Source organism: Exiguobacterium sp. s168, assembly GCF_018619035.1.
Lineage (GTDB): Bacteria > Bacillota > Bacilli > Exiguobacteriales > Exiguobacteriaceae > Exiguobacterium_A > Exiguobacterium_A acetylicum.
Genome location: NZ_JACSNE010000004.1, coordinates 1 through 23,482 on the forward strand (window position 1 = coordinate 1; position 23,482 = coordinate 23,482).

The following is a 23,482-nucleotide window of genomic DNA, read 5'->3' on the forward strand; positions in this document are numbered from 1 at the left end:
CATTTTTGATTCCGTACTTCTCCATGATTTCTCTCGTCGTTAACTTACCACTCAGCTTATCTTTGACTACTGCCCATTTCACTTCACTTGAATATACGTTTTTGCCCATGCAAAAACACCTCCGATGTTAGTACTTTTTAAAAGTGTACCACTCCGAAGGTGTTTTATATTGTCTCAAAATTTTAGGTTAGCCCACATCCTTTAAGGAGCTTCGGTCTTTTTTGTATCATGTCATCATTTCTTCCAGTTTTTAAAGCCGTCACCGAACTTAAGATGCAGTTGATCGGTAAAGACACCGTTCTGAAAGACCGGTACATCAACGGGTAAAGTGCCTTGCGGTTTGAACGTTCCGAAGATCGCTCGGATACCTGCCGGAAGGTTCGGTCCCGCTGATTTTAGATTGCCTGCTTCAGAGTCTGGACCGTTCGGATCCCCTTTAAAACCATAGACGAGGACGTGTGCCGGTGCATCCGGTTGAACGGCGACATCATATGGATTACGGAGACTGAGTAGGACGGATGGTGTGTCTGTTTGTTTCGCATAGCGGAAGATCGAAGCCGGAATCGCTTGTTCTGGTGCGGTAGGCAGTAGTTTAGCACTCGTATTGACGTTTGAGCCGACAATGATATAGTCCGCTGCATCGAGTTGCGCTCGAAGGGTTGGATTTTGTTCAAGTGGTAGCGCAGCAGCCGAGTAATTCGCTGTCGTCACATGCCAGTTCCGATTCTTCGGTAGGGAAGCAATCGTCTTTTTCATGCTGTCCGTTTGATCCGCCGCAGGGGCGATCACAAGGACGTTGGCATTCTTTTTCGGTTTGAATGGTAATGTCCGCTGATCATTTTTCACGAGTGTGACGGCGGCTTCCGTCATCGTACGTTCTTTTGCTTTATGCTCGGGACTACCGACGATTTGGTTCGCCTGCGCGATTTTTTCAGCTAGTGATGTCGTGTCAGTCGTACCGTTCCAAATTCCGCGTTCAGCCTTCAGCGTCAGGATCCGCTCGACCGATTGATCAATTCGTTCCTCTGAAAGGCGACCGTCTTTGACCGCTGCAATCACGTCCTCGAAAATCTGGTCGAGCTTTTCGACATCCTGTTCGGAACGAAGAATCGTCGGCATGAGGGCGATGTCGACACCGGCATCAAAAGTTTTTAAGACGGCTTCTGATTCTGTGAAGTTATCGACGATCGCCTGCATGTTCAACGCGTCCGTGATGACGATGCCATCGTAACCGAGTTTTTCGCGTAGCACACGGGTGATGACGTCATCCGACAACGTAGCAGGTAAAGGGAAGGTACCGCTTTTCGACGTGACGACTTCAGGTTCGATTTGTGGCATTCCGATGTGTCCTGTCATGATCATATCGATATCTTCAGCAATGGCTCGTTTGAATGGAACGAGCTCGACTTGTTCTAGCTCCTGCAGGGAGCGGTCAACGATCGGCAAGCCATAATGGGAATCGGTCGCCGTATCGCCGTGACCCGGGAAGTGCTTGGCGGTCGCTGCAACGCCTTCATCCTGAATTCCATTCATCAAAGCAGAACCGAGCGTTCCGACGAGCTCCGGATCACTCGAGAACGAGCGGACACCGATAACGGGATTTCCAGGGTTGCTGTTGACATCAAGATCCGGACCGAAGTTGACATTGATGCCGAGTGCATGCAGTTCGGAACCGATGATATGACCGGCATCATTCGCATATGCACTATTACGGGTCGCACCTAACGCCATATTGCCAGGTAAGTTCGTTCCTGTCCCGAGCCGAGTGACGATTCCACCTTCTTGGTCGATCGTGACGAAAAGCGGAATATCGTTGCTAACGTCCTGTTTGACGACTTCTTGCAGATCATGAATGAGTTTTGTCGTCTGTTCGGTTTCGCTGACGTTCTCAGCAAACAAGATGACGCCACCTAAATCATAGCGGTCGATGATGTTCGCGACTTCTGGGGCAAGCGACGTATGATTGCTACCATTCCACTTCCGGAAGTCGGGCATGATCATTTGTCCGATTTTTTGTTCGAGTGTCATCGTGTCGATTTTTTGACTGATCCGATCGGCTGAAGACCCTGCCTCTGCCATGACAGGCAAACTACTTGAGACAAGTACTGCTGCGAGTCCTGCTGTTAACGTGAACTGTCCGATTTTTTTCATGATGTATGTCCTCCTTTAGTCAAACCGTGACTGGAATTCTTTTCAATACGGACAGTATAGCAAGGGGAATATTTTAAAACAATATTTTATTTGTAAACGATTTCAAATTGAAATAAAATTCAATGAAAAAGTGATTCCCCTGAAGAGGAATCACTTTCAAGTAAATTCGATCGATTGATTAGCTATAGCGTTCCATGATGTTTGTCAGCTGACGTTCGACGAACGATTGATCTTGCAATTCACTATTGGACAGACGCAATTTGATCATCGACTCATCCGCACCAGCCATTTCACTGAATAATGATCCGAGACTGTGCGCACGACGGTCGACTTGGACGATTAAATCAATCCCAGATCCGTCTTGAAGCATGATGATTTCGATCTCATCCAGTTTATGAGCGTAGTGTGTATTGCGAGCTGAATACTCAAGCTCCTGAGCAATCGGTAAATCTTTCCGGAATCGTCCAGGTAATTTTTCCGTGTCGGCTTTTTTCAATCGGAAGCCAAGTGACTCCATGGCATCTAAGACTTTTGCTTGGTAACGGTTTGCTTCGACGATGACGGCGTCACGGTCCGATGGATCGACGGCTTGAGCGATGTCGAGACCCGTCTCGATCCACGATTTCGATTGGCTGACCGAGAGTGGCGTATTCAGTGGCACGCGTAGTGTAAAGGGAATTTCCCGCTCGACACCCGCTTCGATCGTGAACTTTGCTTCATTTAAAGCAAACCGGTCGAGCGTGAAGGTCGTAAATGTCGTGCTATCATTGACTTCTTGTTTGTACTGCGTGTTGAATTCAAGATAAATCCGGTCAATTTCTTGATCGACGTTTCCGCCCTTGATATGGACGACACCGTGGATTTGACCGCCTGGTTCACAGCGATCATCCGTCAACCGTGTGTCGACCGTTGCGGCACCGATTCCGATTTGTGAGAGAATTTTTTTGAACATGATGAATTCCTCCTTTTGATTATGTGCGAATGATGAAGCGTGTAAACTTGTCGAACAGGTACGAATTTGCTACAGTTTCGAAAGAACATCAGAAAAGGACGGGACGACTAGTGGAACTACATGAATTAAAAGCGAGCCTTGCCTCGCAAATCACGCAAGGAACACTGATCCATGCAACGATAAGTAATCCGCGTCAAAAATCAAATGATCTCCGACGAATCAAGGTAAAACCGATTCTATTAAGAGATACGGTGATGATGCAGGTTGAGTTTCAATTTGAACGCGTTATGAAGCATGAAAATATTTTAATGGACGATTTCGTCGGGCGACTCGATGACTGGTTCACGGAATTCCGCCAATTCTTATTCCGTTTTGAAGAAGAAGAATGGCAGTTCCAGCTCTCGAAAAAGATGAAAGTCGCGCTCAAGACATCCAAAAAGGAACCGATGAAAGCTCTCTTGTCGCATGACCGAAAAAAAACCTATCTATTAGAAGACGGTGTGCCGGTTCCGTTTCTGATTCGCCTTGGCGTCATGACGGAAGCGGGACAGGTCAAAAAGCAAAAGTACGATAAGTTTAAACAAATCAATCGCTTCCTTGAATTCGTCGAGGATAGCATTGCTGCCTTGCCAAAAGGAAAAAAACTCCGGATCCTAGACTTCGGTTGCGGGAAATCGTATTTGACGTTCGCTCTCTATCATTATCTAAAAGTCGTCAAAGGATTCGACCTCGAAGTGACAGGTCTTGATTTAAAGAAAGAAGTCATCGAAGAATGTACACAAATTGCGCGTGATCTGGATTATACCGATCTAACGTTCCGCGTCGGGGACGTTCATGATTACACAGGGGAGACGGAAGTCGACCTGATGGTGACACTCCATGCTTGTGATGTCGCAACCGATGTCGCACTCGCGCGAGCTGTCGACTGGGATGCATCAGTCATTCTGAGCGTACCGTGTTGTCAAAAGGAATTGAACCGTCAACTCGACTGTTCGCCACTCGATGTCATGCTCCAGCACGGACTGATTAAAGAAAAATTCGCATCACTTGCGACAGATTCGATTCGTGCCGAGTTACTGACGCTCGTCGGTTATGAAGCGCAACTTCTCGAATTCATCGACCTCGAGCACACACCGAAGAACATCTTGATTCGCGCCTATAAACAAAATAAACGACCAACAGAAGAAAAGATTGATCGTTATATCGCTTTCCGTGATTTGTTGCATGCCCGTCCATTTTTAGAAAGTGAATTAAGCGGCAGACTTGGACAGATTTCACCGAAACTCGTACAATAAGATGGAGAACGAATCAAAGGAGGCAATACGATGGATTTCCAAATGTATTTTGAAGATGTTGTCCAAACAGCCCGCAAAGAAGCGCAAGCTGCTGGATTTGAAGAATTAACGACGCCAGAGAGCGTGGATGAAGCAATGAAACGCGAAGGGTTAACACTTGTCCTTGTCAATTCTGTTTGTGGATGTGCTGGCGGGATCGCCCGTCCTGCTGCAGCGTATGTCAATCGGAAAGAGGGCATCAAGCCCGATCATTTCGTTACGGTATTCGCTGGACAAGATCGCGAAGCGACAGACCGTGCACGTGAATACTTCGAAGGTTATCCACCTTCATCTCCATCATTTGCATTAATGCAAGACGGAAACATCCTCTCGATGGTTGAGCGGTTCGACATCGAATCGTTCACGGCAGAAGAGGTCGTCGAGAAACTTGAATCATTGATTGAAATCTACGCATAAACAAAGAAGGCTCCTGATAAAGGGGTCTTTTTTTTTGCGCATTCATGAGATTAAAATAATAAATTTGAAATTTGAAAGCGTTTGCAAAACTGTATAAAAAGTCATTTATGCATGAATTATGAATAGAAAGTCAAAAAAATTTATATATTTATGCTTTACAGTGAATAAATATTCGTATATCCTAAAAGCAATAGAACAGGTCAGGCTTTTCGGTATTGAATTGGACATACACATAAGCCATACTATTGTTAAAGTTCTGACAATTGAGCGTTGGAAGGGGAAAACTCGAATGAAAAAATTATTAGCAACGGCAATGGCAGGCATTCTGGCAGTCACGATGGCAGCATGTGGCGCGTCGGAAGAATCAACAGGTGGATCAAGTAAAAGTGATAAAGTATTGACGATGGGAACGTCAGCGGATTACTTCCCATTTGAATACATCGATACGAAAAAAGGAGAGGACATCGTCGGATTCGACGTTGCGATCGCCAAAGAAGTCACGAAAAATCTCGGGTATGACTTAAAAATCGAAGACATGGAGTTCGGTAGCTTACTTGGTGCCCTCAGCTCAGGTCGTGTCGACTTCGTCATGGCGGGCATGACACCAACAGAAGAGCGGAAGAAAAACGCTGACTTCACGGATATCTACTTCGAATCAAAAAACTTAGTCATGACGAAAGATAAAGCCATTAGTTCGGAAGACGAACTCAAAGGCAAAAAAATCGGTGTCCAGCTTGGTTCCATCCAAGAGGGACTCGCAAAAGATCGCTTTAAAGACAGCGAAGCGGTTCCTTTAAACAAAATCCCAGAAATCATTCAAGAATTAAATACAGGTCGGATTGATGCCCTCATCATCGAGGATGCAGTAGCCGTCAAATACATGGATCAAGATGCATCCCTGAAAACGTACCAGATTGAAGAAGATGGTCCAGCTGGTTCAGCGATCGCCTTCAAAAAAGGGGACAAGATGCGTGACGATTTCAACAAAGAGTTGAAGAAGATGATCGACAGTGGTGAAATCGATAAATTGGCAGAAGAATGGTTCCAAAAAGAAGCAAAATAAGTCAAGTGCATGGGGGTGGGGGTAACCTCATCCCTTTTGTGCGACGTTAGGAGATTGATTATGATAGACTTTACAAAGATTCAAGATTCAATTCCATATATTCTCGAGGGGATTCCGGTCCTGTTCCAAGTCGTCATCGTGGCGGCCATTGCCGGGATGCTGATCGGAATCGTCGTCGCGGCACTGAAAATCACGAAGAGTCGGGTTCTCCGTTTCATCGGTCATGCCTACACGGCGATCTTCCGGGGAACACCGCTGATCTTGCAACTGGCGATCGTCCACTTCGGATTACCGCAACTGACAGGGTATGTCACAACAGGATATCAATCGGCAATCATTGCCTTCTCCCTAAACTCTGGAGCGTATATCTCGGAAATCATCCGGGCAGGGATTCAGGCTGTTGATCGTGGACAGTGGGAAGCGGCGGATGCGCTCGGTATTTCGTATTTCAAACAACTCCGTTCGATCATTTTACCGCAAGCCTTTAAAAATATCCTTCCTGCGATCATGAACGAATTGATCACGTTGACGAAGGAATCAGCACTCGTCTCGACGGTCGGTGTGCTTGATGTCATGCGTCGTGCGCAAATCGTCGGAGGAGAAAAGGCGATTTATTTCGAACCGTTATTGTTTGCCGGATTCGTATATTTTGTTCTCGTCATGGGATTGAGCTTGATAGGCCAACAAGTCGAAAAAGCTATGAGAAAGAGTGGGTAATCAGATGGAACCTATGATCCAAGTCACCGATTTGCATAAGCAGTTCGGAAAATTAGAAGTATTAAAAGGTATCTCGACGACGGTTACACGCGGTGAAGTCGTCGCTGTCATCGGACCGTCGGGATCCGGTAAATCAACATTTCTGCGGTGTATCAACTTACTGGAGCAACCAACGAGTGGAACAATCATCGTCGATGGTTTCGAATTGACGAAACCAAAAGCAAATATCTCAAAAGCACGTCAGAACATCGGAATGGTTTTCCAACAGTTCAACTTGTTCCCGCATAAGTCCGTTCTAGATAACTTGACGTACGCACCGATCAACGTCCTTGGTATCTCAAAGGATGAGGCAGTTAAACGGGCGGAGACGTTACTTGAGCGTGTCGGTCTAGCGGAAAAACGCGATAATTATCCGAACCAGTTGTCAGGTGGGCAAAAACAACGGGTCGCGATCGCCCGTGCGCTTGCGATGGAACCGAACGTCATGCTGTTTGATGAACCGACGTCCGCTCTTGACCCGGAGATGGTCAACGAAGTTCTTGACGTCATGAAGCAGCTGGCTGAGAGTGGGATGACGATGGTCATCGTCACACACGAGATGGGCTTCGCGAAAGAAGTTGCGGATCGTGTCCTGTTCCTCGACGAAGGAATTTTGATGGAAGAAGGTTCACCGGTTGAACTCTTCGACAATCCGAAGACGGACCGGGCGAAAAAATTCCTCGAAAAAGTTTTATGATCACAGTACGCTAACTCTGAAAAGGGTTAGCGTTTTTCGGTTTTTTAGTATAGAGGGGGATAAAATTGAAAAAACTACTGGAAGGTCACCACATCCGGCTGACGCGTTTTCAACGGGAAGATACCGAAGTGATGCAACGTCTGCTTGACGATGTAACGTTTGCCCGTCATTTTAGTGCGACGCCATACCGCCATTTATCGATGGACAAGGTCGAACAGATGATGGCGACAGATGCACCGGAAACATTCCGTTTTGCCATTCGCAATTTTGAAGATGAACGGATGATTGGCGTCGTTGCACTGGAAGATATTCTATTTACACACGGAACGGCATGGCTGATGATCGGGATCGATCCGGATTGTGAAGGGCAAGGGTCTGCGACGGATGCGCTACAGACAATCCTCGAATACGCCTTCTTAGAGCTGAACCTGTACCGGATTCAATTGACGGTCTTTGAGTATAATACACGTGCGGTTAAGCTGTACGAACGCCTTGGATTCGTACAGGAAGGAAGATACCGTGCCTTTTTACGACGAGACGGAGAGCGGCATGACATGTTACTTTATGGATTACTCGAACCAGAATGGAGGAATCGACAATGATTCAAGAAACGGAAATCTTCGTCCGGTCGTTTCACGCGACGGACTTTTCAGGTCATGATTATGCCCATATCGAACGGGTTCGTCGTTTAGCGTTACATATTGCCAAACAAGAAGGCGGAAACGTCAAAATCATCGAACTATCTGCCTTACTTCATGACGTAGCAGATAGCAAACTCGGGGGAACGGCAGAGAAGGTCGCGACCTTCTTGCAAGGAAAGGTGACGGAAGAAGAACAGGAACAGATTCTAGCCATCATCACGAGCTTGTCCTATAAAGACGGTACACGCCCACCAATGCGGACAATCGAAGGGAAAATCGTCCAGGATGCTGATCGTCTCGACGCGATTGGTGCAATTGGAATTGCACGAACGTTTCAGTTCGCTGGTCGGTTCGGAGAGCCGATGCATGTGCCTGGACTAGCACCACGAGAGCCCGGTGACCGAACGGGAGAGACGAGTGCCCTGAATCATTTTGAAGAAAAGTTATTCCGACTAAAAGATTTAATGAATACGAAAGCAGCACTTCATTTAGCAGAGGAGCGGCATCGCTATATGGAAGAGTTTGTTGCTCGGTTCAAGCAAGAGTGGGACGGTACGACAGACAGCTGAAGACTGATTTTCGAAATGACTAAAAAACAATGCGCGTTTCCGACTAAGCTTACGGAAAATGCGCATTGTTTTTGTTATTAACTGAGGATAATTGCTGTAATCAACCCAAGTGCTGCGAACAGACCAACGATCGCACCACCTTCCTCGTGAGCTTCCGGCATCATCGTCGAAGCGAGCATCGCGATGATCCCACCGCTTGCGAAGCCACCAATCATGGCAAACTGCATGTCCGGGAGTTCTGCAAGAATCGTATAGCCAGCGAGAGAAGCGAGAGCGGAGATCAACCAGACGACTCCCCACATCAGCAATACTTTATTCTTCGAGAAGCCATCTTTTCGCAAACCGGTCGTACTCGATAAACCTTCCGGAATGTTACTGACGAAAATGGCCGCGACGAGTGCCGCGCTGACATTTCCGGATAACAGACTGGCACCGATCATGATTGATTCAGGGATCGCATCAAGGATCGTCCCGAAGAAAATCGCCGTTCCCGTGCCTTCGTTCCCACCAGATGAGCGTTTTCGTTTACTCGCGCCGCGTGACGAAACGAATAGGTCGAATCCTGTAAAGACGAGTGCTCCGACGATGAAGGAAATCGCGACAACGAGTGTTGTTGACTTCTTTAATGCTTCATCGAGTAACTCAAACGTCGCTGCTCCAATCAAGATGCCGGTCCCAAACGACATGATATAGCCGATCAGTCGTTGTTTTAAGGGTAAGTACAATCCAAACAGGGCACCGATGACGACGGCACCACCTGCTAACGCTCCCCAACCGAACGCTTCCCACATACGATCGCCTCCTTCTTGTCCTTTCTACCTGTTCTAGATAAATCATAAACATAGCGAAAAGAAAGAAAAATAGTTCGAGACGCATACAAGGGGCTGACTCAAAAAAAGAATGACGCGTCTTTTCACGTCCTTTCCTCAGGCGAGACACAAGCAAGAAAACTAGCTTGTTCGTCTCTGACAGTGCAAAGATGCGCTTTTTCCTGTAGGAGTGACGTGAAATGCGTCATTCTTATCTTTGTGGAGACCGACTTCTTGAGCCATTACATCTCAATCATTAGAACGGTTGTTTATTTAACCAATGTCCACCATCAAGAGCGATACATTCTCCGTTTAAGTAGCGAGCTTGATCTGACACCATCCACGTTGCAAGTGTTGCGATCTCTTCCGGTGTCCCGAACCGACCGAGCGGGACGTTGCGGCGAATTCGTTCCGCGTGTTCTGGTGATAATGCGAGTTTGTCAGCACCACCTGTCCGTTCGATCGGTCCTGGACTGATCGCGTTGATACGGGCTTGATATTTATAGCCCCATTCGACGGCAAGCGTCCGCGTCAAGTTCAGGACACCGGCTTTCGCAGCGGCGCTCGGAGCGACACCAGCGCCAGCCTGCCACGCATAAGACGCGACGATGTTGACGATTTGTCCGCCAACGACTTGATCTTCCTGCCATCCTTTGACCAGAGCGTGACAGCAGTTGAATGTCCCGTTGAGGACGATATCGATGACCGTCTTCCAGCCATTTGGTGATAACTCGTCGGTCGGGCAAATGAAGTTCCCGGCAGCATTGTTGATCAATGCCTCGAGACGACCGAACCGTTCGCGTGCTTGATTGACAGCAGCCAGACAAGCGTCTGCGTCACGGACATCCATCTGAATCGTCAGATGTTCGCCTTGAATCTGATCCAAGGCTTCATCCATCAGTTGCAAGCGTTCCGCGTCGCGTCCTGTAACGACGACGTTCCAGCCGGCTTCCTTTAAGGCGAGCGCCATCGCTTTCCCCATTCCGTTTGTTCCACCCGTCACCATGATCGTTTGTGTCATATAGATTCCTCCTTTATGTAATGAATGAACAGCCATTCATATTCTTTATTCAAAAAAGAAGGAGCGAACTCCTTCTTTTTTGAACTTATTGTGTTGCAAGAGCTGTATCTGTTAAGACAGGAACGACTTGTTTCTTACGTGAAACGACACCTTCGAGGTAAACAAGGTTGTTCGTCGCTTCAAGACCGTAAGCACGTTCAACGAGGTTCGCTTCTTTCCCGAGGACGAGTCCGACTGAGTTGTTCGTCAAGATGTCCGTGACGATGAAGACGAATAGATCAAGACCTTTTGCAAGGATGACTTCGTTGATTGCTGTTTCGAGTTCTTCTTGGCGAAGCAAGACTTCTGCTGTATCGACCGTGTTGACTTGAGCGATTTCGACTTTGAGTGTTCCCATCGTGAATTCTTTTGCATCAAGTGAGATCAATTCAGGGACCGATTTCTTCGAGAGATCAGCTCCAGCTTTGAGCATCTCAAGACCGTAGACGTTCGCATCGACACCAGCGATTTCTGCGAGTTCACGCGCTGCGATGATATCTTGCTCCGTGCAAGTCGGTGATTTGAACAGAAGCGAGTCGGAAATGATTGCGGACAGCATCAAACCAGCGATTTCTGGTTTGATTGCAACACCATGCTCTTTGTAGAGCTTGTTCAGGATCGTTGCTGTACAGCCGACCGGTTCAGCCCGATAGTAAACAGGATCTGATGTCTCAAAGTTTGCGATTCGGTGATGGTCAATGACTTCTGTGACAGTCACAGCATCGATATCGTTCGCACTTTGCTGACGTTCGTTGTGGTCGACTAAAATGACGTGTGATGCTTCCGTTGCGACTTCTGTCACTAGACGTGGTGCTGTCACTTTGAACGTATCGAGTGCGAATAACGTTTCATCATTCATTTCACCAAGGCGGATGGCTTCGGCATTGACACCGAGTGCTTTCTTTAATTCTGCATAAGCGATTGCCGATGTGATCGTATCGGTATCAGGATTCTTGTGACCAAATACTAAAACTTTTTCCATGACGTGTTCACTCCTCAATGATTGTTGTCTCGCCCTATAGTGTATCATATCTCGGATTTAGAAAGCGTTCATTTTCACCATGATACCAGCGATTTTTTCACTCCAGAAAGGGTCTGACGCGTAAAAGACGTTCATCCCTTTTTGTTTGTTTCCGAGGTACGCACCACGGTAATAGCGACCGTCCCGATCGAGATAATCCTTTGCAATGAAACGACCGGTCTGCTGAATCGAGTCCGTCAAGGATTTATAGACTGTCGCATCTTCTCCCGGCGCGGAATCGGTCGCATTGACGCCGAACAAGTTATTTTTCTCGCGGGCAATCTCCGACCGTCCATAATCGGATTCGTGGATGGCGTGTGCGAGTAGATAGGCCGCGTTGACACGGTATTTCTTTTCAACGGACTTAAAGACTTTTCCTTTACCGATCAAGGGGCTGTCCGGTGCTTGCTCCTTGATGAACGCATCGAGTTGTTTGGCACTGAGGCGCGTCGGCTTCGTTAAATCACGTGTTAATGTCTTCGATTCAACATATTTTGTCGTCCAAGGCGTCGTTTTCGTCGCTTCACCGGCAACGATCAGTCCACCAAGTCCGCTGTCCGCAACGATGTAGTGAAGGAGACGATCTCCTTTCGTCTGATAATACGATGCATTCGAGACTCGTTCTGCCGGGAACGGACGTAAGCGGTCCGTTGGGACATGACCCGTCACGCCGGCGATGCTGACACGACTTGTCTGTTCACCGAACTCAAGCAACTGGACACGTGTGCCGGAAGCGACGTACGTGAGTCGCTTCGTTAACTCAGGATCACGATGAATCGATAGAATACCACGATCATCGACGATCCCAGTACCTGGTCCACCGAGGTAGACGTAGCGGTCGTCCGATGAACGCTTGACAGCACCACGCTGTCCCGCGTACTGCTTCGCTTCGGCGAACGTCTGGAAGTCTTGCTCGTTGATTTTGCCTTTTTCATAGCGCTCAGCCGTATAAGGCGCTGGTGGGGTTAAGACAGTCTTCGGTTCCTCGCGGAGCCAAAAGAACAAGAGAACTCCGATGAGGAAGAAAAAAAGTAATCCTTTTATCGAACCGGTCCGGCGCACGGGACGACCGGGGCGGATAGTGCGTGTCGTCAAAGTAAATCACGTCCTTTAAAAAGCAATGGACATTCCTGTCCAACGTAGGTAGTCTAACAAAGAAAAACAAAAGGGGGTGAACCTGTTGCAAATCGGTTATCGCACGCTGAAGACAGCGGTCGCTGCTGCGCTCGCGATGTGGATCGCAGAACAACTCAAGCTCGACTATTACGTCTTCGCTGCCATCATCGCCATCTTGAGCATCCAGTCGACACGAAAGAAGACGTTCCGGTCTTCTTACGAGCGCATCATGGCATCATTACTTGCCATCGTGCTCGGATTTATTCTATTCGAAGTCATCGGCTATCGTCCGGTGACGTTATTGATCTATTTCATTTTATTCCTTCCATCCGTGCAACGCCTCCGACTTCAGGACGGTTTCATCACGAGTGTCGTCATTTTGACCCATTTGTATACGGAACGTCAGCTTAACGCGCACATCTTATTGAACGAATCCTTATTGCTTGGCATTGGTGTTGGTGTCGGATTACTTGTCAACATGTACATGCCAAGTCTTGATTTATTGATTGACGACCGGCGAGAAAAGATCGACCAACGAATCGCCGCCTTATTCTTCGAAGTTGCCGCTGCGATCGAGACAGGGCGGGTCAATCATCATGCGTTGACGCTTGACGAGACAGAACGTCTGTTACGTGAAGGGAAGGATGCCGCCTTAAAACGAATGGGAAACGCGATCGGTCGTCGGAACGATGATGAAGATTATGCCTACTTCCGGATGCGCGAACAACAATTCGAGTTACTACGCGGTATCGTCCATCATGCCGAGGAACTCGTCCTCGTCGTCGAAGAAGGAAAAAAAGTCGCCGACTTCTTTCGGACGATTGGTGACAATGTCCGACCTGAAGCCGACGCAATGGTGTACATTTCAGAACTAGAGGCATTATTGACACGTTTTCGTGCCTCTGCCTTACCCGTCACGCGGGAGGAATTCGAGGTCCGCTCTGCCTTACTGCACATGCTACAAGAAGCGGAGCAATATTTACGTTTAAAACAACGCTACGTTAATCAAAAGAAATAAAACATCGTCGAAGCGAACGTACCGATCAGGAAGATTGCTAAAATCCCGATTGTTGTCCATTTAATGATGCGTTGTTGTTTCGATGGTTTTGCCATATCCACTACTCCTCTCTTACATCAACTGATTAATGCCATTGTACAAACAACCTTTCAGAAGTGCAAATGACGATGGGGATGGTATACTAAAAAAGCGCTAATGGATTGAAACATATTAGGAGGAGGGTTTTGTCATGGTCAATGAACAACGCGTATTAGATACGTTTTTAGAACTTGTCCAGATTGATTCGGAATCAAAAGAGGAGGCACGGATTTGTGCTCACTTGAAAAAAACGTTCGAGGATCTCGGATGTGATGTGTTTGAGGATGACGCTTCGTCTAAGACCGAACATAAAGGAAATAACTTGATCGTCACACTTCCAGCAACAAAAGAAGGGGTCGACAAAATTTATTTCACTTCCCATATGGACACGGTATTTCCGGGGCAAGGCATTAAACCAATCATCGAGGACGGTTACGTCAAGACGGACGGCACAACGATTCTTGGGGCAGATGATAAAACAGGTCTCGCATCTCTGATCGAACTCGTGCATGTATTGAATGAAACGAAACAACCTCACGGGAAAATTCAGTTCGTCATCACAGTCGGTGAAGAATCTGGACTTGTCGGTGCGATGGTTCTTGACCCATCAAAAATCGATGCCGATTACGGTTTTGCACTCGATTCAGATGGAAAAGTCGGAGACATCATTACAGCTGCTCCAACGCAAGCAAAAGTCAATGCGAAGATTTTCGGGAAAACAGCTCACGCTGGTGTCGCACCGGAAAAAGGTGTCTCGGCGATTACGATTGCGTCAAAAGCAATCGCGAAAATGCCGCTCGGTCGGATTGATGAAGAGACGACAGCGAACATCGGACGGTTCAGCGGTGGTGGTCCATCAACGAACATCGTTTGTGATTATGTCGAAATCTTCGCGGAAGCACGGTCACTTGTCGCTCCGAAGATGGAAGCACAGACAGAGAAGATGAAAGCGGCGTTCGAAGAAGCTGCAGCAGAGCTTGGTGGTCGTGCTGAAGTTGAAGTCAAAGTCATGTACCCGGGCTTCAAGTTCGAGGATGGAGATCAAGTCGTCGAAGTCGCGAAAGCAGCGATCACACAACTCGGACGCACGCCACGCCTCTTACATTCTGGTGGTGGATCAGATGCCAACGTCATTGCTGGTTTTGGTATCCCAACGGTCAACTTGGCTGTCGGATATGAAGATATCCACACGACGAATGAGAAGATGCCAATCGAAGAACTCGTCAAAACAGCGGAACTGTGCGTGACGTTAGTTGATTACATCACGAACAAATAAGCTGATGAAACACAAAAAAGAGTGTACCGCAACATTGCGGTACACTCTTTATCATTGTACGATTAAACTACTTGAGGACGATCAACATATTCCATAGACTCTAGAACGAGTTCTTCTGTACATAATAAGGTCGAAGCGATTTCATCAATTTGAATCGACTTTCCGTATTTTTGCCGATAACTCTCGTTCAGTTTGCGGGCTTCCCGGACGATGCGGGCATAGGTCCGTTCAATCTTAGTCATGGAAAAAACCACCTTCCAAATCTGAATAGGTACAGTTTACCATGCTTCACTAGAAGAAAGGTGTATTTTGTGTATAAAAAATGCTAATTTTACGAAAAGGGGAAAAAGATGGAATTTTATTTTTTAGGGACAGGAGCCGGTATGCCGTCGAAACAACGAAACGTCACATCGATTGCCTTGTTACACCCCAAAATGACCTGGTTGTTCGATTGTGGAGAAGCAACGCAACATCAAATCTTACACAGCCCGATCAAACCACGAAAAGTCAACGCAATCTTCATTACCCATTTACATGGGGATCATATCTTTGGTTTACCAGGATTCATTAGCACAAGAGCAGCGCTTGAAGGCACGACACCGCTAACGATCTATGGACCGACCGGGATCAAGGAATGGATGGACGCGACATTACGCATCACAGGAACATATCTACGTTATCCACTCCGGATCGTTGAAGTCGAAGACGGTCAAACCTATGAACAGGACGGATTCCGCGTGACGGCGCGGTCGCTTGAGCATCGTTTCCCGGCGTTCGGGTACCGACTCGAAGGACCAGAAGAGCGGGGTGCCTTGCGCGTTGATGCACTGAAGACACTTGGAGTGCCATCTGGCCCGATCTATCGCCGAATCACATTGGAAGATACCTTCGAATTCGAAGGAACAGTCTATACGTCGTCCGACTTTTTAGAATCACCAAAACCAGGGATCAAGCTAGCGGTTCTTGGCGATACGATGCCATGCGCGGCCTCGGTCGAACTGGCGCGAGATGTTGATGTATTAGTCCATGAAGCGACGTTTGCTGATCGGGAAGTCGAACATGCGGGGCGCTTCGGTCACTCGACCGCTCGACAGGCAGCTGTCATTGCAGAAACGGCCCAGGCGAAAAAGCTTCTATTGACGCATGTATCTGCTCGTTATGTCGATCAGGAAGAAGTACTGGAACAAGAGGCACGAGAAGTATTCGCGAACAGCCATCTCATGTTTGATCACCGGGTCGTCCCGGTCAAAGGGTAGACGATGGACTTTCTCATTCTATGGGCACTCTTTTTACTGGCTGCTAGCGGATTAGGTTTTTTGCTCGAACGTCGGACGGAAAAAGAAAAATACTTGTACATGAAGTTCATTTTTTATGCGTGCCTCGGTGCCGTGTCGTTTCCAGTCTATGATATTCAGTTACCGCTCGGCATCATCATTTTCCTGATCGTCCTGCACCCTAAAAAGAACTCGCGTTATAAACGGTACATGGCACTCTTTGGGTTCTTATTCTTCCTGTTCCAACTATTTCTCGGTCCGTTTGATGCTGGAATGTTGCGGGAAGAAACACAACAGATTGGTCGTGTGACGATCACGGATGACTCATTCGACAATTTCCTTTCTCAAATCGAACGACGTGTCGGTGAAGAGGGACTGCGGATGGAACAAAGTCAGTTGATGTTCGATCGTGGTGGGAATCTTAGGAACGCATCGTTTGAGATGCTCGTCGAAACACCGAAACGCTTCATTCGTTACGATGTGAGTTACCAGGAGCTGACAGGAACGATTTCCTATCGACCACGTGAAGAGTTAACGACGAAATCGTTGACGTCGTATTACCAGAAACTGATTGATGCGAATCAATCATTTGAGACGTTACGAAAACTGTCGATTCATGAAATCTTACATGATTCCAAAACACCCTACGTCGAGATGGATCTCGATGGGCTCTATGAAACGTTTAGTCTGCAGGATGCAACGGTCTTCTTGATTGATGACGAAGGAAAACTGATTCCGTACGTCAATACAGGGGACGATGTCTTAGCGAATGCAGTCCGTCTGACCTATTACCGTTCTGACGGTCAATCCTTACGTGATAAAACTATTCTGTTATACAATTACAGCTTTGAGACATCAAGGCGAAAAGGAGTCGTACGATGAAAAAATGGTTATTTGCTGCAAGTATCGTGTTACTTGCCGGTTGCGCGGAAGCAAAAGAGGAACAACAAACAGCGTCTTGTGAGGCGGAAGTCAAGGTATCGGTCGTAGATCACGTTAAGGATAAGACGTTGTTTGATAAAGACGTATGCTTGAACGAAAAAGATACAGCACTGGATGCACTTGAAGATACGACGCTCGATGTCGTCAAAACAGGCAAAGGTGAGATGGCATATGTCACGGCAGTCGATGGGATTCGAGAGAAATCAGCTGGAGCAGGTAGTGGCTGGGTCTTCGGAGTCAACGGCAAACCAGGCGAAGTCGGTGCCGGAAGTTATGAACTGAAAAAAGGAGATCGTCTCGAATGGCGATTTGAAAAAGATGCAATGGCTTATTTTGAGTAAACCAGAACGGGAGCGACTTCACCCAGTGAACGTCGCTCTCTTTTTCATCGGGATGATTACGATCCCATTCGTCCTCACACACAATCAATCAGTGATCGTCGTCTATCATCTGCTGTTGTTTTTATTCGTTCAAGAACGGACTATTTTTCGATATCTGTTACTTCCAGCCCTCTATGCCGTCATGATGTGTGTCCCGCTTCTTTATGGTGCAAGTATCGACACAATAGCGATTTATGAAACGACGGTCCAAGTGACGCTATTCATCACCTCGAGTCAGTGGATTTTTACGTTGGTTCGACTCGATCAGATGGGACCGTTGTTTCGCTTCTTACCACGACTGACGCGATTGACAGGTATGGTGCTGGCGCTGATTCCGTCTTTCTTACGAACCTGGCCCGAAGTCAAGATGAGTCATCCGGATGCGTCACTTGCTGTTCGACTAGAGCGGATGGCAGCCTATCATATCCTACCAATTGAAGCGGTACCGTCTCGTTTAAGGCCGATCACGCGACGTGATGTTCAGACAGGCTTATTACTTGCGACAGGACTGGTTCTTTGTCTGACACCATGGGCAATCATTCCGGCGATGATTTTGCCCATAGTGCTATTATTTACAAAAGGAGGAATCCGGGATGCCTATCATGTATACCGACACCAATCGCGAAGAGCGACTACGTCAACAGGCGAGCGAACATGAACAACCCGTCTTGACACCGGAGCACTTACTACATGGACGTGTCCGAGATCTTCTGGCGACGGATTCCTTGTTTCGGGCAGGAGAACTCGCGACCTTGCTTGGACTAGAAGCTTTTTTTGAAGCGGAGTCGAGTGAACTCTCATCCGGAGAACAACAGCTCGTCGGACTCGGTCATGCGTTGTCTTCGTCACCAAAGACGCTGTTCTTGTCGGAACCGTTTCTCTTTCTTGATCATGTCAGGCGAAAGCGATTGATGGGATTGCTTGAAGAAATCGAACGACGGTTTGGTTGTCAGATTCATTGCTCGATGACGATACAATCCGACTTGTCAATTACGAGTCGCGCTACTGAATTGACAGGTCGTACCCTGAATCGGATCGAAAACGTCCAACACCGTTATCCGTTACAGACAAGCTATGCACTCGCAACAGAAAAATTGTCGTTTCATCAAGGTGAACGCATTGCGATCATTGGTGCGAATGGTAGTGGGAAATCGACGTTACTACGACTCGCGCTCGGTGTCGAGCGACCGCTGTACGGAAAAGTCCGGCGGTGGGGGGAGACGCATTATGTACCAGCGCATCCGATGCTTGCGCCATTAGACGATCGAAGCGGTAGTTTTACGACACAAAAAAAACGTCTCTTGGACGGTATCGATTGGAGTAAAGACAGCTATTACTTTGATGAGCCGACAGCGGGTCTCGATGACATGGATCGAACGACTTTCATCAATTCGTGGAATACGAACCCGACAACGCTCATTGTCATGGCGACGCATGACTCAGCTCTGATTCGAGCAGCACAGCGCATCATCTATCTCGTGCACGGAGAAGTAGCGTTTGACGGACCAACGGAGCAATTTTTACGTGAAAGCCGGCTATTTGTATGATCGTCGCAACGATTCTGATTATGGGTCTGTTCTTGATCATCTTCGAAAAACTACCGATGACGGATCAACGATTACGGTTCATCGCTATCATCACGGCAGCGGCAATCGTTGGACGATTGTTGTTCTCCAGTTTGCCGAACGTCCAGCCGGCAACGGCACTCATCTTATTAGTAGCCGTCTTCATCCATCCGATCGTCGGTGCCATTTCTGGGATGCTTGTCGTCGTGTTAACGAGCTTGTTTCTCGGAAGCGGTCCGTTCGTCCTCTTTCAAGCGCTGGCGTATGCGACAATTGCCAGTCTGGGATTCGTTCCGTTTCTTCGTTACCGGCTCGTGTTGACCGGGTATGCCTTTTTCGCTGGTTTTCTGTATGGCTGGGTAAGTAATCTCGGTTTCTTGGTATTGACCGGATTTTCGTGGCAGGCTTTCTTCACCTTGCTTGTGACCGGGGGAACGTTTGATATGCTTCACGGATTCAGTAACGCGATCTTCATTTGGATATTGTTTCCGATTTTTTTACGAATTATGCATTCATTCGATGAAAAGAGGGGTACAGAATAGTAACATACCGAACAGGAGGGAAGGCATATGCTGGGATCGTCGATTTCGCTTGCTTATGTCGTCATGTTGCTCATCGTCTCGAGTGTCGGCTTAGTGTTTGGCAGTATTCTGTTGATGAAAGGTACGATTAGAGGACGTTACGCTGCTTGTTACTTACTTGCTGCCGCCATCTTTCCAAGCGCCATGCTCATTACCTCGTCAGAAGGATTACTTTGGCAACATTTACGATTCGAGAGTTCATGGTTCCTCGCGATTGTCTCCTGGTTACTCGTCTTATCGACGGGCTATATCGTCTCGATCACGGGTGCGCTCGTCATTCGTTATCTGTATCGCTATACGACGACGTTCGATCGCGTCAAACGTTATGCGACGCGGCGTTTTCGTCATCACGAGGCATAAATACAAAAACGGAAGAACCAGCTAGCTGGTCCTTCCGTTTTTTTCATGAATTCGCGTACAGGAGTTCTTCTTCTGTCGACGATTCTTGCTGGCGAGCAGGATCTTGGATTCGACCTGTCACTTCTGTTAACAGGCGGCGTGGCAAGAGACGAGACAAGGAAACCATGGCGCGGTTGCTCGCACCTGGAACAACGACGCGACGCCCTTTGAGCATACCGCGATACCCAGCGAAGGCGACGAGGTGTGACGGCATACTCTTGAACGGTAGCGTGATGTTCGCCCGGTCGAAGAAGTTCGTATCAGTCGGTCCCGGACAGAGGCAGGTTACGCTGACGCCAGAGCCGTCGACTTCCGTTGCCAGTGCTTCCGAGAACGACAGGACATAGGCTTTTGTCGCGTAGTAGACGCTCATGTACGGTCCTGGCATGAAGGCGGCAACGGATGCGACATTCAGGATGCGTCCGAAGCCGCGCTCAACCATTCCTGGTAAAAGACGTTTCGTCAAATCCGTCAAGGCGACGACGTTGACCTGGATTGAGTTGATGTCTTCTGTTGGATCGATTTCCGCAAAGCGTCCCGACGTAGCGAAGCCAGCGTTATTGAACAATAGATCGACTGTCAATTCTTGCTCCTCTAAGTACTGCACGAGACGATCAACGCTGTCGCTTAGTGATAAATCAGCAGCGAATACATAGACTTTAATCTGATAGCGTTTTTCAAGGACCTGTTGCAGTTCCTTGAGTTTCTTCTCATTGCGGGCAACGAGGACACAATCGAAACCGTCTCGCGCCGCAAGGACAGCGAGATCGAGTCCGATTCCACCCGATGCACCGGTAATCAGTGCCGTTTTTCGTAACATAGGACATTCCTCCATTCGAAATCGTGAATCTGAGTCTAGTGTATACCATTCCATACCGTTCCCGCGAATCCTGTTTCGTAAGCATTTACTTTTCTTATCACTGGTTCAACCAGTATGATAGAACAGTAGAGGGGAAGTGGAACAGATGAGGAAAAAAGTAACCGTCGCCTTGTTGCTCGCGACGTTTTTAGCTGCGATCGAGGGGACGATCGTCGCAACAGCTACGCCTGTCATGGCGAGTGAACTGAACGGGGCGAAATTAGTCAGTTGGATCTTTGCCGGGTTCTTATTGTTCATGGCGGTCTCGACGCCGATTTACGGAAAGATGGCAGATTTATATGGGAGAAAACGGGTTCTATTATTCGGGATTGGTGTCTTCACCGTCGCGTCACTAGCCTGTGGACTTGCTCAATCGATGGAGATGTTGATCGTCTTTCGCGCCGTCCAAGGCATCGGGGCAGGAGCCGTATTGCCGATTGCGATGACGATCATTGGTGATTTGTATACATATGAGGAACGAGGTAAGATTCAAGGGGTTCTGAGCGCGGTTTGGGGAATCTCGGGTGTCGCTGGACCACTCGTCGGTGGATTCCTCGTCGAATCGCTCTCGTGGCGGTATATTTTCTTACTAAACGTACCGTTTGCGTTATTGTCGTTCTTCATGATCGTCGTTTACTACAAAGAGACAGTCCGTGAAACGGAGCGGAAAATCGATTACCGGGGTGCCTTGTTGTTTGCGCTCGGGATGAGTGCGTTTCTGTACGGCTTATTGTCGGGGAGTGAGTCGGAGACGTTCTTGCGTCCGATCATTCTAGCGAGCTTTTTCATCAGTTTCGTTTTATTGTTCACATTTTATCGGGTCGAGAAAAAGGCGAGCGATCCACTCTTACCGCCAGCAGTCATTCGCCATCCGGTCATTCTCGTGATCAACTTAGCGGTCTTCTTTTCCGCATGGGTGCTCGTCTCGATGTCAGCGTATATTCCGATCTTCGCCCAAGGGGTACTCGGGAAGAGTCCGACCGAAGCCGGTTTCATGTTGATGCCACTGTCGCTTTTTTGGACGCTGACCGCCATCATCGGTGGACGGACGATTGGTGTGGCTTCACCCCGGTACCGGACGATGACCGGAATGGGACTGCTGATCGTTGGTACGACGATTTTATCGTTGATCACGCGCGAATCAAGTGATGTCTTCATCTATCTTGCCGTTTCGCTGATCGGAATTGGTTTTGGTCTCTCACAACCGGTCTTTATGGTCGTCTTGCAGACTTCCGTCGATTGGTCACTTCGTGGCTCAGCGACCGCCGTCAACTCGTTCTTGAGTACGACGGGGCAGACGCTCGGTGTTGCAATCTTTGGTACGATCTTCAACCTATCAATCCTTCGTTCGTTTGCAGCGTCGGACACGCTGTCAGGGTACGCGATTGATCCATTCTTCCAATCGAGTACGGCAAAAACGTTCGGACAGGACGTGCAGTATGCGGCAGAAATCGCGTTATCACATGGATTACGTTACATCTTCATTGGTGGGGTCGTTTGTGCCATTCTTGCGTTTGCGATGACCTGGCGTTTACCGAAAGTTCGACCTGACGATCCACGATCGTAATGAAAAAGCGAACCAGGATGATGATCATCTTGGTTCGCTTTTGTTGTTAAGAAGATTGACTAGTGGCACTCTCACGCTGGGCGAGCTGTTCACGGATGTCACGTTCATTGCGTCGGAGGAACAATCCGATTCCGATCAACAGTAAAGCGGCACCGGTGATTTGAATCCATGTTAGCTTCTCGTCAAACAGATAGTATCCGAAGATCATCCCCCAAACCGCTTCGCCAAGAATCGTGATGCTGACAATGCTGGCACTGACACGAGCGAGCGCCCAGTTAAATAAATTGTGCCCGAGTAACGTCGGGAAGACCGCCAGAAGAATATACAGCCACCAATCCTGTTGAAACGCAGCAACGAGATTCGTTGATTGAATCAAAGATAACAAGAGCAAGACGAGCGACGCGACGGCGTAGACACCGAACGAATAGAGATTCGTCGAAACGCTTGTGCGAACGTGTTGACCGAGCAACCAGTAACCAGCAACTAAAATCGTTGCAAGCAAAGCAAGACCGTCCCCGATCAAGGCGCGCATGCCGACGGCGATATCTCCGTAAGCGACGAGACCGCCACCAAATAAAGCGACAGCAACGAACAGGAGTGCCTTGCGCGACGGGTGTTGTTTGAAGAATAACGCGTTACCGGCAAGGACAAAAATCGGACTCGCGGTCACGAAGAGCGTTGAGCTCGCAACTGTCGTATAATCAAGAGAGAGGAACCACAGCCAAAAATGCCCGGCGAGCAAAATGCCACTTAACAGCATATGCCGGATCGTCGACGAACTGAGTTGCAATAGTTCCTTCAATCGAATGAGTGGGAGCAACAACAAGGTCGAGAACAACATGCGGTAAAAGGCGACAGCCTCGATCGGGGTCTCCGCCCACTTGACGAAGATTGCCGATGTTGAAATAAAGAATAAAGCCATGAATAACGTAAAATAGGGCATGGGTACCTCCACAT

The 23,482-nt window shown here is 48.0% G+C and carries 26 protein-coding genes; 17 read left to right on the forward strand and 9 right to left on the reverse strand.

Annotated elements, in window-relative coordinates; all coding sequences use genetic code 11:
• Positions 1-234: 234 nt before the first annotated feature.
• Positions 235-2,151: a glycoside hydrolase family 3 protein gene (locus KNQ15_RS03785; RefSeq protein ID WP_214727862.1), complete on the reverse strand. Its 1,917-nt coding sequence runs from the start codon at positions 2,149-2,151 to the stop codon at positions 235-237.
• Between the two features lie 178 nt (positions 2,152-2,329).
• On the reverse strand, positions 2,330-3,103 hold the full coding sequence (locus KNQ15_RS03790) for a sporulation protein (RefSeq protein WP_214727863.1): 774 nt from the start codon (positions 3,101-3,103) through the stop codon (positions 2,330-2,332).
• A 110-nt stretch (positions 3,104-3,213) separates the two neighbouring features.
• Here KNQ15_RS03790 and KNQ15_RS03795 point away from each other — a divergent pair, with 110 nt between their 5' ends.
• The 7 genes from KNQ15_RS03795 to KNQ15_RS03825 all read left to right on the forward strand — a co-directional run bounded on the left by KNQ15_RS03795 (position 3,214) and on the right by KNQ15_RS03825 (position 8,580).
• A complete protein-coding gene (locus KNQ15_RS03795) occupies positions 3,214-4,398 on the forward strand; it encodes a class I SAM-dependent methyltransferase (protein ID WP_214727865.1) in 1,185 nt (394 codons plus the stop codon).
• A gap of 30 nt (positions 4,399-4,428) precedes the next feature.
• Positions 4,429-4,854, forward strand: coding sequence for a BrxA/BrxB family bacilliredoxin (locus KNQ15_RS03800; RefSeq protein ID WP_023467616.1), 426 nt, complete (start codon positions 4,429-4,431; stop codon positions 4,852-4,854).
• Between the two features lie 289 nt (positions 4,855-5,143).
• Positions 5,144-5,917 (forward strand): transporter substrate-binding domain-containing protein, encoded by a 774-nt coding sequence (locus KNQ15_RS03805; RefSeq protein ID WP_029341130.1) that lies wholly within the window; start codon positions 5,144-5,146, stop codon positions 5,915-5,917.
• 57 nt (positions 5,918-5,974) lie between these two features.
• The gene (locus tag KNQ15_RS03810) at positions 5,975-6,634 is read left to right on the forward strand and encodes an amino acid ABC transporter permease (RefSeq protein WP_029341131.1); all 660 of its coding nucleotides are present in this window, start codon (positions 5,975-5,977) and stop codon (positions 6,632-6,634) included.
• Positions 6,635-6,647: 13 nt separating this feature from the next.
• Positions 6,648-7,370: an amino acid ABC transporter ATP-binding protein gene (locus KNQ15_RS03815; protein WP_041255311.1), complete on the forward strand. Its 723-nt coding sequence runs from the start codon at positions 6,648-6,650 to the stop codon at positions 7,368-7,370.
• 65 nt (positions 7,371-7,435) lie between these two features.
• Positions 7,436-7,972: a GNAT family N-acetyltransferase gene (locus KNQ15_RS03820; protein ID WP_214727867.1), complete on the forward strand. Its 537-nt coding sequence runs from the start codon at positions 7,436-7,438 to the stop codon at positions 7,970-7,972.
• Positions 7,954-8,580 carry an HD domain-containing protein gene (locus tag KNQ15_RS03825; RefSeq protein WP_029341134.1) on the forward strand — a complete coding sequence of 209 codons (627 nt, stop codon included), beginning with the start codon at positions 7,954-7,956 and terminating at the stop codon, positions 8,578-8,580. Before KNQ15_RS03820 ends, KNQ15_RS03825 begins: the two co-directional genes overlap by 19 nt.
• A gap of 77 nt (positions 8,581-8,657) precedes the next feature.
• On the opposite strand, the gene KNQ15_RS03830 is transcribed toward KNQ15_RS03825, so the two are convergent.
• The 4 genes from KNQ15_RS03830 to KNQ15_RS03845 all read right to left on the reverse strand — a co-directional run bounded on the left by KNQ15_RS03830 (position 8,658) and on the right by KNQ15_RS03845 (position 12,565).
• Positions 8,658-9,371, reverse strand: coding sequence for a ZIP family metal transporter (locus KNQ15_RS03830; protein ID WP_047390876.1), 714 nt, complete (start codon positions 9,369-9,371; stop codon positions 8,658-8,660).
• 274 nt (positions 9,372-9,645) lie between these two features.
• A complete protein-coding gene (gene fadH, locus KNQ15_RS03835) occupies positions 9,646-10,410 on the reverse strand; it encodes a 2,4-dienoyl-CoA reductase (RefSeq protein WP_214727869.1) in 765 nt (254 codons plus the stop codon).
• Positions 10,411-10,495: 85 nt separating this feature from the next.
• Positions 10,496-11,431, reverse strand: a complete 936-nt coding sequence (locus KNQ15_RS03840) for a manganese-dependent inorganic pyrophosphatase (protein ID WP_029341137.1) — start codon at positions 11,429-11,431, stop codon at positions 10,496-10,498.
• 57 nt (positions 11,432-11,488) lie between these two features.
• Entirely contained in the window at positions 11,489-12,565 is a 1,077-nt protein-coding gene (locus tag KNQ15_RS03845; RefSeq protein WP_214727871.1) for an N-acetylglucosaminidase, read from the reverse strand.
• A gap of 76 nt (positions 12,566-12,641) precedes the next feature.
• Here KNQ15_RS03845 and KNQ15_RS03850 point away from each other — a divergent pair, with 76 nt between their 5' ends.
• Together KNQ15_RS03850 and KNQ15_RS03855 are read left to right on the forward strand one after the other, a co-directional pair.
• Positions 12,642-13,604 carry an aromatic acid exporter family protein gene (locus tag KNQ15_RS03850; RefSeq protein WP_235147627.1) on the forward strand — a complete coding sequence of 321 codons (963 nt, stop codon included), beginning with the start codon at positions 12,642-12,644 and terminating at the stop codon, positions 13,602-13,604.
• Positions 13,605-13,833: 229 nt separating this feature from the next.
• A complete protein-coding gene (locus tag KNQ15_RS03855; protein ID WP_029341139.1) occupies positions 13,834-14,958 on the forward strand; it encodes a M20/M25/M40 family metallo-hydrolase in 1,125 nt (374 codons plus the stop codon).
• A gap of 62 nt (positions 14,959-15,020) precedes the next feature.
• On the opposite strand, the gene KNQ15_RS03860 is transcribed toward KNQ15_RS03855, so the two are convergent.
• Entirely contained in the window at positions 15,021-15,200 is a 180-nt protein-coding gene (locus tag KNQ15_RS03860; RefSeq protein WP_023467629.1) for a hypothetical protein, read from the reverse strand.
• A gap of 108 nt (positions 15,201-15,308) precedes the next feature.
• Between KNQ15_RS03860 and rnz the strand changes: the two genes are divergently transcribed.
• Genes rnz through KNQ15_RS03895 form a run of 7 tightly spaced genes read left to right on the forward strand, consistent with a single transcriptional unit; the run spans position 15,309 to position 20,060 of the window.
• Complete coding sequence (gene rnz / locus KNQ15_RS03865; RefSeq protein WP_214727873.1) at positions 15,309-16,214, forward strand: ribonuclease Z; 906 nt, start codon at positions 15,309-15,311, stop codon at positions 16,212-16,214.
• A gap of 3 nt (positions 16,215-16,217) precedes the next feature.
• Positions 16,218-17,114 (forward strand): hypothetical protein, encoded by an 897-nt coding sequence (locus KNQ15_RS03870; protein WP_058265134.1) that lies wholly within the window; start codon positions 16,218-16,220, stop codon positions 17,112-17,114.
• Entirely contained in the window at positions 17,111-17,515 is a 405-nt protein-coding gene (locus tag KNQ15_RS03875; protein WP_029341142.1) for a DUF4430 domain-containing protein, read from the forward strand. Before KNQ15_RS03870 ends, KNQ15_RS03875 begins: the two co-directional genes overlap by 4 nt.
• Complete coding sequence (locus KNQ15_RS03880; protein ID WP_214727875.1) at positions 17,493-18,212, forward strand: hypothetical protein; 720 nt, start codon at positions 17,493-17,495, stop codon at positions 18,210-18,212. The genes KNQ15_RS03875 and KNQ15_RS03880 overlap by 23 nt, the downstream gene beginning before the upstream one ends.
• A complete protein-coding gene (locus KNQ15_RS03885) occupies positions 18,148-19,101 on the forward strand; it encodes an ATP-binding cassette domain-containing protein (protein ID WP_069940391.1) in 954 nt (317 codons plus the stop codon). Before KNQ15_RS03880 ends, KNQ15_RS03885 begins: the two co-directional genes overlap by 65 nt.
• Positions 19,098-19,661 carry an ECF transporter S component gene (locus KNQ15_RS03890; protein WP_251137580.1) on the forward strand — a complete coding sequence of 188 codons (564 nt, stop codon included), beginning with the start codon at positions 19,098-19,100 and terminating at the stop codon, positions 19,659-19,661. Before KNQ15_RS03885 ends, KNQ15_RS03890 begins: the two co-directional genes overlap by 4 nt.
• Before the next feature lie 27 nt (positions 19,662-19,688).
• Positions 19,689-20,060, forward strand: coding sequence for a hypothetical protein (locus KNQ15_RS03895; protein WP_023467636.1), 372 nt, complete (start codon positions 19,689-19,691; stop codon positions 20,058-20,060).
• A 43-nt stretch (positions 20,061-20,103) separates the two neighbouring features.
• Here KNQ15_RS03895 and KNQ15_RS03900 read toward each other — a convergent pair whose 3' ends face one another.
• A complete protein-coding gene (locus tag KNQ15_RS03900; RefSeq protein ID WP_023467637.1) occupies positions 20,104-20,919 on the reverse strand; it encodes an SDR family NAD(P)-dependent oxidoreductase in 816 nt (271 codons plus the stop codon).
• Between the two features lie 145 nt (positions 20,920-21,064).
• Here KNQ15_RS03900 and KNQ15_RS03905 point away from each other — a divergent pair, with 145 nt between their 5' ends.
• Complete coding sequence (locus KNQ15_RS03905; protein WP_214727877.1) at positions 21,065-22,525, forward strand: MDR family MFS transporter; 1,461 nt, start codon at positions 21,065-21,067, stop codon at positions 22,523-22,525.
• A gap of 46 nt (positions 22,526-22,571) precedes the next feature.
• Here the strand turns inward: KNQ15_RS03905 and KNQ15_RS03910 are convergent, their stop codons facing one another.
• Positions 22,572-23,468 carry a DMT family transporter gene (locus tag KNQ15_RS03910; RefSeq protein WP_023467639.1) on the reverse strand — a complete coding sequence of 299 codons (897 nt, stop codon included), beginning with the start codon at positions 23,466-23,468 and terminating at the stop codon, positions 22,572-22,574.
• Positions 23,469-23,482: the final 14 nt, after the last annotated feature.

Excerpts from the sequence above, each read along its gene's own strand:
- KNQ15_RS03785 (WP_214727862.1), bottom strand. The coding sequence starts at position 2,151 with ATGAAAAAAATCGGACAGTTCACGTTAACAGCAGGACTCGCAGCAGTA.
- KNQ15_RS03790 (WP_214727863.1), bottom strand. The coding sequence starts at position 3,103 with ATGTTCAAAAAAATTCTCTCACAAATCGGAATCGGTGCCGCAACGGTC.
- KNQ15_RS03800 (WP_023467616.1), top strand. The coding sequence starts at position 4,429 with ATGGATTTCCAAATGTATTTTGAAGATGTTGTCCAAACAGCCCGCAAA.
- KNQ15_RS03805 (WP_029341130.1), top strand. The coding sequence starts at position 5,144 with ATGAAAAAATTATTAGCAACGGCAATGGCAGGCATTCTGGCAGTCACG.
- KNQ15_RS03815 (WP_041255311.1), top strand. The coding sequence starts at position 6,648 with ATGATCCAAGTCACCGATTTGCATAAGCAGTTCGGAAAATTAGAAGTA.
- KNQ15_RS03825 (WP_029341134.1), top strand. The coding sequence starts at position 7,954 with ATGGAGGAATCGACAATGATTCAAGAAACGGAAATCTTCGTCCGGTCG.
- KNQ15_RS03830 (WP_047390876.1), bottom strand. The coding sequence starts at position 9,371 with ATGTGGGAAGCGTTCGGTTGGGGAGCGTTAGCAGGTGGTGCCGTCGTC.
- fadH (WP_214727869.1), bottom strand. The coding sequence starts at position 10,410 with ATGACACAAACGATCATGGTGACGGGTGGAACAAACGGAATGGGGAAA.
- KNQ15_RS03840 (WP_029341137.1), bottom strand. The coding sequence starts at position 11,431 with ATGGAAAAAGTTTTAGTATTTGGTCACAAGAATCCTGATACCGATACG.
- KNQ15_RS03855 (WP_029341139.1), top strand. The coding sequence starts at position 13,834 with ATGGTCAATGAACAACGCGTATTAGATACGTTTTTAGAACTTGTCCAG.
- KNQ15_RS03860 (WP_023467629.1), bottom strand. The coding sequence starts at position 15,200 with ATGACTAAGATTGAACGGACCTATGCCCGCATCGTCCGGGAAGCCCGC.
- rnz (WP_214727873.1), top strand. The coding sequence starts at position 15,309 with ATGGAATTTTATTTTTTAGGGACAGGAGCCGGTATGCCGTCGAAACAA.
- KNQ15_RS03870 (WP_058265134.1), top strand. The coding sequence starts at position 16,218 with ATGGACTTTCTCATTCTATGGGCACTCTTTTTACTGGCTGCTAGCGGA.
- KNQ15_RS03875 (WP_029341142.1), top strand. The coding sequence starts at position 17,111 with ATGAAAAAATGGTTATTTGCTGCAAGTATCGTGTTACTTGCCGGTTGC.
- KNQ15_RS03880 (WP_214727875.1), top strand. The coding sequence starts at position 17,493 with ATGCAATGGCTTATTTTGAGTAAACCAGAACGGGAGCGACTTCACCCA.
- KNQ15_RS03885 (WP_069940391.1), top strand. The coding sequence starts at position 18,148 with ATGCCTATCATGTATACCGACACCAATCGCGAAGAGCGACTACGTCAA.
- KNQ15_RS03890 (WP_251137580.1), top strand. The coding sequence starts at position 19,098 with ATGATCGTCGCAACGATTCTGATTATGGGTCTGTTCTTGATCATCTTC.
- KNQ15_RS03895 (WP_023467636.1), top strand. The coding sequence starts at position 19,689 with ATGCTGGGATCGTCGATTTCGCTTGCTTATGTCGTCATGTTGCTCATC.
- KNQ15_RS03900 (WP_023467637.1), bottom strand. The coding sequence starts at position 20,919 with ATGTTACGAAAAACGGCACTGATTACCGGTGCATCGGGTGGAATCGGA.
- KNQ15_RS03905 (WP_214727877.1), top strand. The coding sequence starts at position 21,065 with ATGAGGAAAAAAGTAACCGTCGCCTTGTTGCTCGCGACGTTTTTAGCT.
- KNQ15_RS03910 (WP_023467639.1), bottom strand. The coding sequence starts at position 23,468 with ATGCCCTATTTTACGTTATTCATGGCTTTATTCTTTATTTCAACATCG.